Source organism: Streptomyces sp. NBC_01450, from assembly GCF_036227505.1.
Lineage (GTDB): Bacteria > Actinomycetota > Actinomycetes > Streptomycetales > Streptomycetaceae > Streptomyces.
Genome location: NZ_CP109480.1, coordinates 711,146 through 724,563 on the forward strand (window position 1 = coordinate 711,146; position 13,418 = coordinate 724,563).

A 13,418-nucleotide genomic window follows, 5' to 3' on the forward strand; every position below is an offset into this window, starting at 1 on the left:
GCAGGTCAGGACGTCAGGGCGAGGCGGGGACGACCGCTGTCAGGGCGCGCACCTCCGCCACGATGGCGTCGAGGGGTGTTCCGGTGGGGAAGACCGCCGCCGCCCCCGCCGCCTTCATATGGGGCACGTCGGCCAGGGGGATGGTGCCGCCCACGACGACCGCGATGTCCTCGGCCCCGGCGGCCCGCAGCCCCTCGACGACCCGTGTCGTCAGGGCCAGATGCGCGCCGGAGAGGATGCTGAGGCCGACGACGGCCACGTCCTCCTGGAGCGCGGTCGCCACGATGGTGTCGACGCGCTGGCGGATGCCGGTGAGGACCACCTCGAAGCCGGCGTCGCGCAGCGTCCGCGCGACGATCTTGGCCCCGCGGTCGTGACCGTCCAGACCGGGCTTGGCGATGAGTACACGGGTCGACATCAGAACACCACCGGTTGCTGGAACTCGCCCCAGACCGCCTTCAGGGCGGCGACCATCTCGCCGACCGTGCAGTAGGCCTTGGCGCAGTCGATGAGCAGGGGCATGAGGTTGTCGGTGCCCTCGGCGGCGCGGGCGAGGGCGGCGAGCCGGTCGCGTACGGCCGCGGCGCCGCGGGTGGCCTTCACCTCGGCGAGCCGCTTCAACTGCCGGTCCCGGCCTTCTCCGTCGAGTTCGTACGTCTCCAGCTGGGGCGGCGGCTCGGGTGTGGCGAAGCGGTTGACGCCGACGACCGGCCGGGTGCCCGCCTCGACGTCCTGGTGGAGGCGGTAGGCCTCGTCGGCGATGAGTCCCTGGAGGTAGCCGTCCTCGATCGCCCGGACCATGCCCCCGTGGTGTTCCAGGTCCGCCATGATCTCGACGATGCGTTCCTCGGTGGCGTCCGTGAGGGCTTCCACGAAGTACGAGCCGCCCAGCGGGTCCGCGACGCGGGCGACGCCGGTCTCGTGGGCGAGGATCTGCTGGGTACGCAGGGCGAGGGTCGCCGACTCCTCGCTGGGCAGCGCGAACGGCTCGTCCCAGGCCGCCGTGAACATCGACTGCACGCCGCCCAGCACCGAGGCCATCGCCTCGTACGCCACCCGGACCGTGTTGTTCTGCGCCTGCGGCGCGTACAGGGAGGCCCCGCCGGCCACACAGCCGAAGCGGAACATCGACGCCTTGTCGGTGCTCGCCCCGTACCGCTCGCGCACGATCGTCGCCCAACGTCTGCGGCCCGCACGGTACTTGGCGATCTCCTCGAAGAAGTCGCCGTGGGTGTAGAAGAAGAAGGAGATCTGTGGGGCGAACCGGTCGATCGTCATCCGGCCGCGCGCCAGCACCGTGTCGCAGTAGGTGACGCCGTCGGCGAGCGTGAACGCCATCTCCTGCACGGCGTTGGCGCCGGCGTCGCGGAAGTGCGCGCCGGCCACCGAGATCGCGTTGAACCGCGGCACCTCGGCCGCGCAGAACTCGATGGTGTCGGCGATCAGCCGCAGCGAGGGCTCGGGCGGCCAGATCCAGGTGCCCCGGGAGGCGTACTCCTTGAGGATGTCGTTCTGGATCGTCCCGGTGAGCTTGGCCCGGGGCACCCCGCCGCGCTCGGCGGCGGCCACGTAGAACGCCAGCAGGATCGCCGCCGTGCCGTTGATGGTGAAGCTGGTGCTGATCCGGTCGAGGGGGATGTTCTCGAAGAGCACCTCGGCGTCGGCGAGCGTGTCGAGGGCGACGCCGACCCGGCCGACCTCCTCGCTCACCTCCGGGTCGTCGGAGTCGTAGCCGCACTGGGTGGGCAGGTCGAGCGCCACGGACAGTCCGGTGCCGCCCTGTTCGAGGAGGTAGCGGTAGCGCCGGTTGGACTCCTCGGCGGTGCCGAAGCCGGAGTACTGGCGCAGCGTCCACAGCCGCCCCCGGTAGCCGGAGGAGTAGTTGCCGCGGGTGAAGGGGAAGCGCCCCGGCGCGGGCGGCTCGACGGGCCGGTCCGCCGGTCCGTAGACCGCCTTGAGGGAAATCCCGGAGGCGGTGTGGGAGAAGTCGTCCTTCTCCGGCGGCTTCACGAGATCCTTCTCCGGCCGCTTCACGGGACTCTTCTCCGGCGGCTTCGCTTCAGACGTCATCGCAATCGGTCCTTCATCACCTTGCCGGTGGCGTTCAGCGGCAGCTCTTCGAGGAACTCCACATATCTGGGCACCTTGAACCCGGCCATCCGCTCCCGGCTCCAGGCGATCAGCTCGTCCGCCGCGAGGGACCCGCGAGGCACCACGAAGGCCTTGCCCACCTGTCCGAGCCGCTCGTCCGGTACGCCGATCACGGCGGCCAGGGCGACGGCCGGATGCTCCATCAGGAAGCCCTCGATCTCGGCCGGGTAGGCGTTGAAGCCGCCCACGATGAACATGTCCTTCTTGCGCCCGACGATCCGCAGCCGGTCCCGGTCGTCGAGCGTCCCGAGGTCCCCGGTGCGCAGCCAGCCGTCCGGGTCGATCGCCTCGGCGGTGGCGGCCGGGTCGTCGAGGTAGCCGCGCATGACGCTGTACCCGCGCACCAGGACCTCGCCGTCGTCCGCGATCCGGATCTCGACGCCGTCGCAGGGGGTGCCGACGGTCGTCGCGATGTCCTCGAAGGAGTCGCCGGGCCGCGAGGCCGTGGCCGTGCCCGCCTCGGTGAGGCCGTAGCCCGTCATGACCGTCCGGAAGGGCAGGTCGGTGACGATCCTGCGGACGAGGTCGACCGGGATGTCGGCGGCTCCGGTGACGGCCACCCGCAGCGAGGACAGGTCGTGGCCGCCCTGTGCGGCCAGCAGGGAGTGGTAGAGGGTGGGCGGGCCCGGCAGGACCGTCACCTTCTCGCGCTCGACGAGTTCGAGGACGCGGTCCACGTCGAAGACCGGCACCGGGAGGATGGTCGCGCCCCGGATCAGGGACGTGATGCAGCCCGCCTTGTAGCCGAAGATGTGGAAGAACGGGTTGACGATCAGATAGCGGTCGCCCTCCCTGAGGTCCGCCAGGTCGCACCACTCCGCGTACAGCCGGAGCGTCTGGGCGTGCGTCATCGGCACGCCCTTGGGCCGCCCGGTGGTCCCCGAGGTGAACACGATGTCGCACACGTCGTCGCCGCTCACCTCGGCCTCGTACGGCGAACCGTTCGCGAGGAAGTCCGACTTGATGTCGATCACGGGCACGCCGGGCGGTGCCTCGAAGTCCAGACCGAGGAAGCCCTTCTCGACGAGGACGACCCTGGCTCCGCTGCGGCGGATGATGTCGCCGGCCTCGTCGGCCTTGAACCGGGTGTTGACCGGGACCAGGACACCGCCGGCGGTCAACAGCCCGAAGGCCGCGATGATCCACTCGGCGGAGTTGGGCGCCCAGATCGCCGCCCGGTCACCCCTGCCGACGCCCGCCACCGCGAACGCTCCCGCGGCGGTGCGCACGCGGTCGGCCAACTCCTGGAAGGTGAGGCGGAGTCGACCGTCCACGACCGCTTCGGCGTCACCGAAGCGGTCGGCCGCGCTCAGCACCATCCGCGGGATGGTCTCCCATTTCATACGCCGATCAACCGGGCCAGGTTGCCGCCCATGATCTTGGCCTGGTCGGTCTCCTTCATGCCCTGGATCGCGTCGATGTAGGTGACCGGGTCGGCCAGACCCTCGGGATGGGGGTAGTCGGAGCCGAACAGCACCCGCTCGACGCCGATGATCCCGGCCAGCTCGGCCATGTCCTCCTCCCAGAACGGGCTGATGTGGATCCGGTTCTTGACCTCTTCGACCGGGTCGCCCAGGAAGCCCTGCGGCTGCTTCTTGTAGACGTCGGCCAACTGGTCGAGAAGCGGCACCAGCCAGGAGGATCCGTTCTCGATGACCGAGACCTTGAGCTCGGGGAACCTGAACAGCGCGCCGTGGCAGACCCAGGAGGCCACGGAGTCGGTGACCGGGCGCCATTCGCCCAGCATCCGGAAGGTCTGCGCCTGGAACGGCGTCATCTCCTGGCTCCTGCCCTCCCAGTCGCTGGAGTAGCGCGAGTAGCCGCTGTCGGAGGAGTGCATCGACACCAGCACCCCCGCCTCCTCGACCCGCTTCCAGAAGGGGTCGAACTCCGGCAGCGCGAAGGACCGCGAGCCGCCGAACCCGGGGACCGGGGCGGGGCGGACCAGGATCGAGCGCGCACCGCGCTCCAAGCACCACTCCAGCTCCGCGATCGCCTTGTCCAGGATCGGCAGACTGATCACCGGCGTGGTGAAGATCCGGTCCTTGTAGTTGAACTTCCAGGTGTCGTACAGCCACTCGTTGAGCGAGTGGACGACCGCGTGGATCAGCTCCGGGTCGTCCCGCATCCGCTCCTCGATCAGGCTGGCCAGGGTCGGGAAGTTCAGCGCCTGCTGGATCCCCATCTCGTCCATGAGCTCAAGTCGCGGCCCGGGCTCGCGGAACGCGGGAATCGACTTCATCGGCTCGCCGAACAGCTCGCGGTGCGACTTGCCCTCCGGATTGCCCTCCCGGAAGTACTGCTCCCACGCCCCCGGCCGGGCGACCACCGAGAACGTGGGGTTGGGGATGTAGTCGCTGATCTGACCACGGATCGCGATCTTCGTACGGCCCTTCACCTGCACGTACTGGATGGCGCCCTCGTACTGCTTCGGCAGGTACCGGGTGAGGGCGTCCTCTGTCTCGTACAGGTGGTTGTCGGCGTCGAACAACGGATACGGCAACACGCGCGACGGCATGAGATCCTCCTTCGCTGATTACGAGAATCCTATTCTCAACTTGCTCGCCCGGCAATGTCCCGACGGAGAACGAACTTCTGCACCTTGCCGCTCGCCGTCCGGGGAAACTCCGGCACGACATGCAGCTCCTCCGGCCACTTCTGCCGGGCCAGGCCCGCCCGTTCGAGGTGGGCGCGCATGTCGTCGAGCGTGGGCGCGGGGTGACCGGGCCTCAGCCGCAGGACCGCCGCCGCGTGTTCGCCGAGGCGGGTGTCGGGGGCGGCCACCACGGCGGCCTCGGCGACGGCCGGCAGGGCGAGCAGCGCCTCCTCGACCTCCAGGGCACTGATGTTCTCGCCGCCGCGGATGATGATGTCGGCCTTGCGATCGGTGATGGTGAGGTAGCCGTCGTCGTCGATCACCCCGATGTCACCGGTGCGGTACCAGCCCTCGCCGTCGAACGCGCGCTCCGTCAGGGCGGGATCGGTGTAGCCGAGGCACAGGTCGGGCCCCCGGCTGAGGATCTCGCCGTCCTCGGCCAGCCGGATCTCCGTACCGGGCAGGGCGTCACCGTCCGTATGGAGGCGCTTGGACTCGGGCGCGGTGTGGCGGGAGCCGGTGATCGAGGGGTGTTCCGTGCTGCCGTACGAGCGGAAGACCGTCATACCCAGCTCCGTGAGCCGGGTGGTGACCGCGACCGGGACCGCCGCCCCGCCGAGTCCCGCGTACTTCATGGCGCTCAGGTGCCTGGGAGTGAAGTCGGGGTGATCGAGCAGGCTCGTCATGAAGTACGCCGCCCCGCCGCCCACGGTGAGCCCGTCGCTCTCCATCAACTCCAGCACCCGCCCGGGGTCCCAGACGTCGGCGAGGTTCACCGGCGAGCCGTCGAGGACGGGGATCAGGAAGGAGTTCACCATCCCGATGAAGTGCCCGACCGGAGCCGCGGTGAGCTGGCGGCCCCGGTCGGGCGGGTAGAGCCCGGCCAGCTGGCGCGTCTCGAAGCCCAGCGTCTGATGGGAGTGGACGACACCCTTGGGGTCGCGGGTGGTGCCGGAAGTGAACGCGATCAGGGCGGGCGCGGCGGGGTCCGTCGCGAGGACGCCGGGCAGCGGGTCGTCGGCGAGCAGGTCGTCGAAGTCCCGCCCCACGACGCCGACCACGGGCACCGCGGCGCTCAGGTCCGGCTGGTGTTCCATCCGGCCGAAGCGGGCGGCCGTGACGAAGACGCGCGGCGCGACGGCGTCGAGGATGTAGCCGACCTCCTTGCGCCCGTAGAAGTGGACGATGGGCACCACGACCGCCCCGAGGAAGGCCGAGGCCCAGAACACCGCGGCGGCCTCCATCCAGTTGGGCAGCTGGAAGGCGATGACGTCACCGGGGCCCACTCCTCGGGCGCGCAGCCCCGCGGCGAGCCTGCGGGCCGTCCGTTCGACATCGGCGAAGGTCCCTTCCCAGGGCCGGACGGCCGAGTGGACTCGGAACTCGACATCGGGGGCGGCGTCGAGGCCGTACGCCAGCAGGTCCCCGATCGTCTCCCGGGTCCACCAGCCCTCCGCTTCATACCGTTCGATCAGCTCGGCGGGCATCGTGCGCATGGCGGTCCGCATGGCGAGAGCTCCCTCCTCAGCGCGAGAATTGCACTCTCGCAGAGGGAGAAGCTAAATTCCATACATGGTACGAGACCACGGCTTCCACCCGGTCCGGATCAAGCGGATCGTCCAGGAGACAGCCGACACGCGCACATACGTGCTCGACGCCCCGTTCCCCTACCGGGCCGGGCAGTTTCTGACGGTCAGGGCCTGTGGCGCCCTGCGCAGTTACTCGATGTCGAGTTCCCCGGACACCGACGACGAGTTGATGACGACGGTGAAGCGCGTGCCGGGCGGCCTGGTGTCGAACTGGATGCACGAACATCTCGCATGCGGCGACGTCATAGAGACCACGGCCCCCGCCGGGGTGTTCTGCCTGCGGGAGACCACCGAGCCTCTGGTGGCCTACTGCGGGGGCAGCGGCATCACGCCGGTCCTGTCGCTCGTCAAGACCGCGCTGGCGACGACGAGCCGACGGGTCCGTGTCCTGTCGGCCAACCGGGACGCCGGCTCGATCATCTTCGGGTCCGCGCTGACCGAACTGGCCGAGCGGCACCCGGACCGGTTCGAGATCCGTCATCACCTCGACGACCAGGGGGGTTTCATCAGGGACTTCCAGGTACGCGAGTTCGCCGGCACCGACCTGGACGCGGACTTCTATCTCTGCGGCCCCGCACCCTTCATGGACCTGGCGGAGCACGCCCTGCTCGTACACGGCGTCGACGCCGGGCGGATCTTCGCCGAGCGTTTCACCCCGGCGGCCGACGAGACTCCGAGCGGCCCGGGAAACGGGGGCGCGGCGGAGAAGGAGGGCACCGTCAGCATCGTCCTCGCCGGCAAGCGGCGCTCGGTGCCACGGCACTCCGGCGAGACCCTGCTGGAGAGCGCGCGCCGGGCCGGCCTCATGCCGCCCTTCTCCTGCGAGTCGGGCAACTGCGGCACCTGCCTCGCCCAGGTCACCGAGGGCGAGGCCAAGATGCGGGTGAACAACGCGCTCGACGACGACGAGGTCACCGAGGGCTGGGTGCTGACCTGTCAGGGCGAGCCGGTGACCCCGGACATCACCGTCGTCTACGAGGACTGACGTACGCCGCGCGACCAGACGGGGGCGGCGTCGGTCTGGACCGCCACCCTTCGCAAGAATATGATATTCACTCAGCGAGAATTACACTCTCTCCACTGGAGAAGCCTGCATGGTTGATCTTGAATTGGACCAGGGGCTCGCGGTCATCACCATCGACCGTCCACACGCCCGCAACGCCATCGCGCCGGCCACCATGGACCAGTTGGACAAGGCCCTCGACGCGGCCGCCGACGCCCTGGCCCTGGTCGTCAGGGGCGCGGGCGACCGGGCGTTCGTCTCGGGCGGGGACCTGAAGGAACTGGCCGCGATCCGTACCGAGGACGAGGCGACGGCCATGGCCCTGCGGATGCGTCGGATCTGCGACCGGCTCGCGGGCTTCCCCGGCCCGGTCATCGCCGCCCTGAACGGCCATGCCCTGGGCGGCGGCGCCGAGTTCGCCCTGGCCGCCGACATCCGGGTGGCCGCGGACGACGTCAGGATCGGCTTCACCCAGGTGAACCTCGCGATCATGCCCGCGTGGGGCGGCGCCGAGCGGCTCGCCCAACTGATCGGCAGGGGACGGGCGTTGATGCTCGCCGCTGCCGGGACCGTGCTCGACGCCGAGGAGGCCCGGCGTCTCGGGGTGATCGACCTGGTGCTGCCGCGGGCCGACTTCGACCAGGGCTGGCGCGCCCTGGCCCGTTCCCTCGCCTCCGTTCCGGCGCGGGAGATCAAGCACGTGATGAGCGGCGCCGTACCGGCGACCGAGGCGGCCCGCGCCTTCGCCCGCCTGTGGGTGGCCGACGAACACTGGCAAGCAGCGGAGAAGGTGATGTCCCGTGGCAAGTGAGGTCCAGGTGGAGACGGGCCCCGTCGGCCCGGTCGTACGGCCGCCCGGCGGCGCCGAAGCGGTCGTCCTCTATCTGCACGGCGACCGGCATCTCTCGTGCACCCCGGAGGCCGCGCTCGACCTGGCGGGCCGCCTCGCCCTGTGGACGGACACCGTCGTGGTCTGCGCCCGCTACGGGGGCACCTTCCCGGACGCGCTGGACGACGTGCACGCCGCGTACGACTACTGCGAGGCCAGGGGACCCGTGTCGGTCGCGGGCGAGCGGCTGGGGGCCGGGCTCGCGGCCGCCCTGCTGGTCCGGCTGCGGGACCTCGGCGCCCCGCCGCCGCAGTGCGGGGTGCTCAACTCGGCGTTGCTCGACCTGACCCTGGACTCCCCGAGCCTGTTGCTCAACGCGGCGGCCGATCCGACCTTCGACATCTGCGAACTGCGCCGCCGCTGCGCCCACTACGCCGCGGGCACCTCGCCGGCCGATCCGCTGCTGAGCCCGCTGCACGCCAACCTCCACGGGCTGCCGCCCGTGCAACTGCTCGCGGCGGGCACCGATCCCCTGCTGGACGACTCCCTGGGGTTCGCCACCCGCGCGGCGCGCTCCGGTGTCACGGTGGACCTGCGGATCCGGCCCGACACGCCGAGCCTCCACCCGGAGACCGTCACCGCCATGGGCGACTTCATACGGGCGTGGACCCCAGCAGCACGGACAGCACATCGCGCATGATCTCGGGGTAGTCGTCCTGCTCGCCGTCCAGCAGCCACTGCTGCTGCATGCCGTCGAGCATCGCCAGCATGGCCCGGGCCGCGGCCCGCGGGGCCAGACCGCTGGGAAGGCGCTCGCCGTACCGCTCGGTGAGCCGGGCGATCATCAGCGCCTGCATGGTCTCGTAGTGGTCGTGCAGGTACTGCTGTGCCGGGTCGCCTCCCGTGACGCCCTCGGCCAGCATCACGCTGTGGACCTGAGCCAGACAGGGGTGGGTGTGGTCGTAGGCGACCACTTCGGCGAACAGCCCGGGCCAGTCGTCCTTGTCGTCATGGCCCACGAGATGCTCGCGGTTGAGGTCCTCCCTGAAGCGCAGGAGCGCCATGAAGAGCTTCTTCTTGCTCGGGAAGTAGTGCAGCACGCCCTGCCGGGTCAGTCCCGCCCGCTCGGCGACCGCGTCGATCGACGCCCCCCGGTAGCCCCGCTCCGCGAACACCCTCAGGGCCGCCTCGAGGATCTCCTCGCGCCGGGTTTCTGTCATCCGGTACCCCTCCCGCGACGGACCGTGCCGACGTAACACTACGTTCGCCGTCGCCGTCAGGGGACCCCTCGAACACGGACCGTTCGGCCCTCGGCGTCCGTACGTACGGGGCTCAGCGCTCGTGCTCGATCAGGGCGAGGGTGGCGTCCGCCGCGTCCAGCACGATGCCCGTCGAGGCCCTGGCCGCGCCGGCCAGATCGGCCACCAGCCGGACGTCCTTGCGCAACAGCGCTCCCGCCTGGGACGCGATGCGGTCGAGCGTCCCGCCGGCCGCCGCGATCCGGCCCAGCGCGAAGCTCGATCCGCTGCCGTGGGCCATCACCTCGGCGAGAGCGGCGGGATCGACGTCGAACTCCCGGCCGAGCGCGAGGGCGCCCGCCGAGGTCGCGAGATTGGCCGTGAACAGCACGTTGTTGAGGAGTTTGGTGAGCTGCCCGGAGCCCAGTGGGCCCATGTGGACCACGGGATCGCCGTACGTCTCGAACACCTTGCGGCACAACCGTACGGTCCCGGACTCGCCCCCGACCATCACCAGCAGACGGCCCTCGGCCGCCGCCGGGCCACCACCGCTCACCGGCGCGTCGATCAGCGTGACCCCGTGGGCACGGGCCCGGTCGGCGAGACGGCGACAGGTGTCGGGATGGACGGTGCTGTGCACGGCGATCACCCCTCCCTGCCGAAGGCCCGCCAGCACCCCGCGTTCCCCCGCGACTACCTCCTCGACGTCCGCGTCGTCGACGACACAGACGCACACGAGGTCGCTGGCGGCGGCCAGTTCGGCAGGCGACGCGGCGCGCCTCGCGGGCGTGTCGTCGAAGGGGGCGAGCGAGGCGGGACGGCGTGCCCACAGGGTCGTCTCGAAGCCCGCGTCGACGATCCGGCGCGCCATGGGGGCGCCCTGACTGCCCAGGCCTATGAATCCGACGCGCATCAACGGGCCTCCTGCTCGGCCGACTTCGGTGCCGGGCGCCAGAACACGCCGAGCAGAGCGGCCGTCGCCGCCACGGCCACGCCGAGGGCGATACCGCCGCCGGCCCAGCCGGTGATCTCGATGTCCCCGGCGTGGTCCACGGAGAGCCTGCCGGGGCCCAGCACGGCCAGGACCAGCGAGACGACCGCGAGGACGAGGACGTACTCGTAGCCCTCCTTGAAGACGAAGAAGCCGTTGGGCCGGTGTGCGAGGACGCCCGCGACCAGCATCACGGAAATGACCGCGGCGCAGGCCAGCGGGGTGAGCAGCCCGGCGATCAGCAGGGCGCCCGCGCCGATCTCGGTGACCACGCTCATCCACGCCTGAAGCGTGCCGCCGCGCAGACCGAGGCCGGTGAACCAGCGGGCCGTGCCCTCGATCCGGCCGCCGCCCCGCCAGTGGTTGAGCCCGTGCGCGATCATCACGATCCCCAGGACCACCCGTACCAGCAGCAGCGCTGCCATGTCCGCGTCGCTCAACTCGCCCTCCCCGGCCGCTCTTGTGCCGCGCTCGCGCGAGCCAGCACACACTCCTCGACGAACGACAGGATCTTGAGGTGGTACGCCATCGCCGTCAGCCCGATGCTCAAGTTGTGGCCGCCGTCGGCCTGTTCGTCGACGACGACGCGCGGCGAGGCGGTGAACAGGGACGCGATGTCGGCCAGCGCCGCAGGCCCGGACCGCCACACCCGCTCGTGCTCGCCGAGGCTGTAGTGCACGGGGACGCGTACCCGCGGGGCGAGTTCGGGAAGGACCAGCGGCCAGCTCCTGGCCACGACCCCCTCATAGCTCGGCGAGGGCGAGGCGAACCGGGCGCCGCCGACGACATCGTCCTCGTAGAGGTGCGAGGGATTCCACAGCAGGTCCCGGACGCTGCCGGCCGCCGGCCTCGGCCACGACTCGTTGTGCCGCACGCCCAGGATGTCCACCGCGTCGTCGTGATGGTGGCGCCCGGTGCCGGCGATCTCCACGCCCAGCAGGTCGCTCCCCCGCTCGTCGGCCGCCATGCGCAGCGCCAGCTCGCAGCCGATCGAGTGCGCGAGCACGAAGACGCCCGCCCCGCGCGGACGCGAGGCGAGCAGCCGGTCCACCGCCGCGTAGGCGAGATCGACCCGCCGCTCCGCCGGGGCCAGCTCCCCTCCGTGCGGGGCGGAGCTGCCGTATCCCGGCCGGTCGAGCGCGAGGACGGTGAACCCGAGCGCCGAACCGGTGCGCAGCAGCGACAGGTGGGGCCTGCCCGGGTAGTCGAAGTACCCCGAGTGCGCCGCCCCGCCGTGCAGCGCCAGGACGACGGCCCGGGGCCGGCGCGCCTCCTGGAGCAGCGCCGATACGGGGATGCCGTCGACGTCGACGACACGGGAGACGCCGGTCATGTGTCCGCCCGCAGCAGGATGACCCCGCTGGGGGTGAGGCCGCCGGTGCTCGTCACGGCGACCCGGGCACCTTCCACCTGGCGCGCTCCGGCCTCGCCGCGCACCTGCGTGACGGCCTCGTGGACGAGCCCGAGGCCGTGGGTGCGGCCGTGCGAGAGCTGGCCGCCGTGGGTGTTCAGCGGGAGCAGTCCGTCCCTGGCGATGTTCTTGCCTCCGTCGAGGAAGTCCTTGGCCTCACCGATGCCGCAGAAGCCGAGCCCCTCGATCCAGGACAGGCAGTTGAAGGTGAAGCCGTCGTAGAGCTGGGCGACGTCGACGTCCGAGGGACGCAGTGACGTGCGCGTCCACAGGTGGGCGGACTGGCCGAGCACCTGTGGTTCGTGGGTGAGGGAGCTCTGGTCCCATTCGAGCCGCTCCATGATCTGGGTGCCGACGGCCTCCACCAGGACGGGCGGCTTGGCCAGGTCCCGTGCGGCGTCCACGGCCGACACGATGACGGCCACCGATCCGTCGCAGGGCACGTCGCAGTCGTACAGCCCGAAGGGGGTGGTGACCGCCCTGGCCGACAGATAGTCGTCCATGGTCATCGGATCGCGGTAGACCGCGGTCGGGTTGAGCGCGGCGTTCGCACGCTGGTTGAGCGCGATCCAGCCGAGCGTCTCGCGCGAGGTGCCGTAGCGGTGGAAGTGCCGCTGGGCGTTCTGGGCCAGGGTGTGGGCCGCGGAGATCGCCCCGAAGGGCTTCTGCCAGCCCGTGACCCTGCGACCGGTCTCCTGGCTGATCCGGCCGCGCCGTATCAGCTCGCCGTACGAGGCCTCCCAGACCGTACGGAAGCACAGCACATGCCGGGCGAGTCCTCCCGCGACCGCCAGCATCGCGGCGATGAGCGAGCCGCCCGGACCGAAGGTCTCGGCGCCGCCGTTGTACCAGGTCGGCTTGATACCGAGGGCGTCCTCCAGCGCGGTGATGCCGCCCTCGGCGAAGCCGCCGAAGGCACCCGCGCCCGGGTAGGTCGCCAGGCCGTCGATGTCGTCGAGGGTCAGGCCCGCGTCCGCGACGGCGCGTTCGCAGGCCCGCACGGTCAGCGACAGCGGCGGGACCATCAGCCGGCGCCCGATCTCGGACATCCCGATGCCGCTGATCGCGACCTTGTCCTCGAACTTCTCGGGCGTGGCCATGGAGCGTATGTGGCGCGCCATGTGTTCGGGTTCCACCTCGTCCGTGGGCAGCGGGGCCGGGGGACCCTGCTCGGCCGCGGGGCGGAAGAGCGGGAGCCATACGTCCTCGACCTGTTCGAAGACGACCTCAAGGCGCATGCCCAGTTCGAGCTCGTCGGGGTCGCATTCGACGAGGTTGGTGGTGAGCCGGACCCGGGTGTCCTCCTCGACGGCGACCTGCGCCACCACATAGGGCGCGGGCATTCCCGGCGCGCTGAACCGGTGGTTGACCGTGAAGCCGATGAGCGTCGCGTACCCGGAGACGGCCCGCACCCCGGTCTCGTGCCCCCGGCAGTAGCGGCAGACGGGCTGGGGTGGATGCAGCAGGGCCGAGCAGGACTGACACTCCGTCAGGCGCAACCGGCCGTCCGCGCCGGAGGTCCAGAAGAACTCGTTCTCCTCTGTGATCACCGGCAGCGGACGTCCCGTGGGTCCGGCCACATCGTCTCCTCACCGTGCCCCCGCTCGGGT

13 protein-coding genes are annotated in these 13,418 nt (G+C 70.9%); 3 read left to right on the forward strand and 10 right to left on the reverse strand.

Annotated features, from left to right (window positions below; genetic code table 11):
• Positions 1 to 13: 13 nt before the first annotated feature.
• The 5 genes from OG568_RS03280 to OG568_RS03300 are packed head-to-tail and all read right to left on the reverse strand — an operon-like array spanning position 14 to position 6,255.
• Positions 14 to 418: a cobalamin B12-binding domain-containing protein gene (locus OG568_RS03280; protein WP_329530184.1), complete on the reverse strand. Its 405-nt coding sequence runs from the start codon at positions 416 to 418 to the stop codon at positions 14 to 16.
• Entirely contained in the window at positions 418 to 2,070 is a 1,653-nt protein-coding gene (locus OG568_RS03285; RefSeq protein WP_329530185.1) for a methylmalonyl-CoA mutase family protein, read from the reverse strand. The genes OG568_RS03280 and OG568_RS03285 overlap by 1 nt, the downstream gene beginning before the upstream one ends.
• Positions 2,067 to 3,494 (reverse strand): FadD3 family acyl-CoA ligase, encoded by a 1,428-nt coding sequence (locus tag OG568_RS03290; RefSeq protein ID WP_329530186.1) that lies wholly within the window; start codon positions 3,492 to 3,494, stop codon positions 2,067 to 2,069. Before OG568_RS03290 ends, OG568_RS03285 begins: the two co-directional genes overlap by 4 nt.
• Positions 3,491 to 4,669: an amidohydrolase family protein gene (locus OG568_RS03295; RefSeq protein WP_329530187.1), complete on the reverse strand. Its 1,179-nt coding sequence runs from the start codon at positions 4,667 to 4,669 to the stop codon at positions 3,491 to 3,493. The genes OG568_RS03290 and OG568_RS03295 overlap by 4 nt, the downstream gene beginning before the upstream one ends.
• Positions 4,670 to 4,704: 35 nt before the next feature.
• Positions 4,705 to 6,255, reverse strand: a complete 1,551-nt coding sequence (locus OG568_RS03300) for an AMP-binding protein (RefSeq protein WP_329530188.1) — start codon at positions 6,253 to 6,255, stop codon at positions 4,705 to 4,707.
• Positions 6,256 to 6,319: 64 nt separating this feature from the next.
• Here OG568_RS03300 and OG568_RS03305 point away from each other — a divergent pair, with 64 nt between their 5' ends.
• From OG568_RS03305 to OG568_RS03315, 3 genes are all read left to right on the forward strand, one after another.
• Positions 6,320 to 7,321: a ferredoxin--NADP reductase gene (locus OG568_RS03305; RefSeq protein ID WP_329530189.1), complete on the forward strand. Its 1,002-nt coding sequence runs from the start codon at positions 6,320 to 6,322 to the stop codon at positions 7,319 to 7,321.
• 109 nt (positions 7,322 to 7,430) lie between these two features.
• The gene (locus OG568_RS03310; RefSeq protein ID WP_329530190.1) at positions 7,431 to 8,150 is read left to right on the forward strand and encodes an enoyl-CoA hydratase/isomerase family protein; all 720 of its coding nucleotides are present in this window, start codon (positions 7,431 to 7,433) and stop codon (positions 8,148 to 8,150) included.
• Positions 8,140 to 8,868 (forward strand): alpha/beta hydrolase fold domain-containing protein, encoded by a 729-nt coding sequence (locus OG568_RS03315; protein ID WP_329530191.1) that lies wholly within the window; start codon positions 8,140 to 8,142, stop codon positions 8,866 to 8,868. Before OG568_RS03310 ends, OG568_RS03315 begins: the two co-directional genes overlap by 11 nt.
• On the opposite strand, the gene OG568_RS03320 is transcribed toward OG568_RS03315, so the two are convergent.
• The 5 genes from OG568_RS03320 to OG568_RS03340 all read right to left on the reverse strand — a co-directional run bounded on the left by OG568_RS03320 (position 8,822) and on the right by OG568_RS03340 (position 13,388).
• Positions 8,822 to 9,388, reverse strand: a complete 567-nt coding sequence (locus OG568_RS03320; protein WP_329530192.1) for a TetR/AcrR family transcriptional regulator — start codon at positions 9,386 to 9,388, stop codon at positions 8,822 to 8,824. The genes OG568_RS03315 and OG568_RS03320 overlap by 47 nt on opposite strands.
• 112 nt (positions 9,389 to 9,500) lie before the next feature.
• Positions 9,501 to 10,319, reverse strand: a complete 819-nt coding sequence (locus OG568_RS03325; RefSeq protein ID WP_329530193.1) for an NAD(P)-dependent oxidoreductase — start codon at positions 10,317 to 10,319, stop codon at positions 9,501 to 9,503.
• The gene (locus tag OG568_RS03330; RefSeq protein ID WP_266589554.1) at positions 10,319 to 10,837 is read right to left on the reverse strand and encodes a DoxX family protein; all 519 of its coding nucleotides are present in this window, start codon (positions 10,835 to 10,837) and stop codon (positions 10,319 to 10,321) included. Before OG568_RS03330 ends, OG568_RS03325 begins: the two co-directional genes overlap by 1 nt.
• The gene (locus OG568_RS03335; protein ID WP_329530194.1) at positions 10,834 to 11,730 is read right to left on the reverse strand and encodes an alpha/beta fold hydrolase; all 897 of its coding nucleotides are present in this window, start codon (positions 11,728 to 11,730) and stop codon (positions 10,834 to 10,836) included. Before OG568_RS03335 ends, OG568_RS03330 begins: the two co-directional genes overlap by 4 nt.
• Entirely contained in the window at positions 11,727 to 13,388 is a 1,662-nt protein-coding gene (locus OG568_RS03340) for a thiolase C-terminal domain-containing protein (RefSeq protein WP_329530195.1), read from the reverse strand. Before OG568_RS03340 ends, OG568_RS03335 begins: the two co-directional genes overlap by 4 nt.
• Between the last annotated feature and the right edge of the window lie 30 nt (positions 13,389 to 13,418).

What these genes read in the sequence shown, in the direction of transcription:
- OG568_RS03300 (WP_329530188.1), bottom strand. Translation starts at nt 6,255, where the DNA reads ATGCGGACCGCCATGCGCACGATGCCCGCCGAGCTGATCGAACGGTAT.
- OG568_RS03305 (WP_329530189.1), top strand. Translation starts at nt 6,320, where the DNA reads ATGGTACGAGACCACGGCTTCCACCCGGTCCGGATCAAGCGGATCGTC.
- OG568_RS03335 (WP_329530194.1), bottom strand. Translation starts at nt 11,730, where the DNA reads ATGACCGGCGTCTCCCGTGTCGTCGACGTCGACGGCATCCCCGTATCG.
- OG568_RS03325 (WP_329530193.1), bottom strand. Translation starts at nt 10,319, where the DNA reads ATGCGCGTCGGATTCATAGGCCTGGGCAGTCAGGGCGCCCCCATGGCG.
- OG568_RS03295 (WP_329530187.1), bottom strand. Translation starts at nt 4,669, where the DNA reads ATGCCGTCGCGCGTGTTGCCGTATCCGTTGTTCGACGCCGACAACCAC.
- OG568_RS03310 (WP_329530190.1), top strand. Translation starts at nt 7,431, where the DNA reads ATGGTTGATCTTGAATTGGACCAGGGGCTCGCGGTCATCACCATCGAC.
- OG568_RS03285 (WP_329530185.1), bottom strand. Translation starts at nt 2,070, where the DNA reads ATGACGTCTGAAGCGAAGCCGCCGGAGAAGAGTCCCGTGAAGCGGCCG.
- OG568_RS03290 (WP_329530186.1), bottom strand. Translation starts at nt 3,494, where the DNA reads ATGAAATGGGAGACCATCCCGCGGATGGTGCTGAGCGCGGCCGACCGC.
- OG568_RS03280 (WP_329530184.1), bottom strand. Translation starts at nt 418, where the DNA reads ATGTCGACCCGTGTACTCATCGCCAAGCCCGGTCTGGACGGTCACGAC.
- OG568_RS03320 (WP_329530192.1), bottom strand. Translation starts at nt 9,388, where the DNA reads ATGACAGAAACCCGGCGCGAGGAGATCCTCGAGGCGGCCCTGAGGGTG.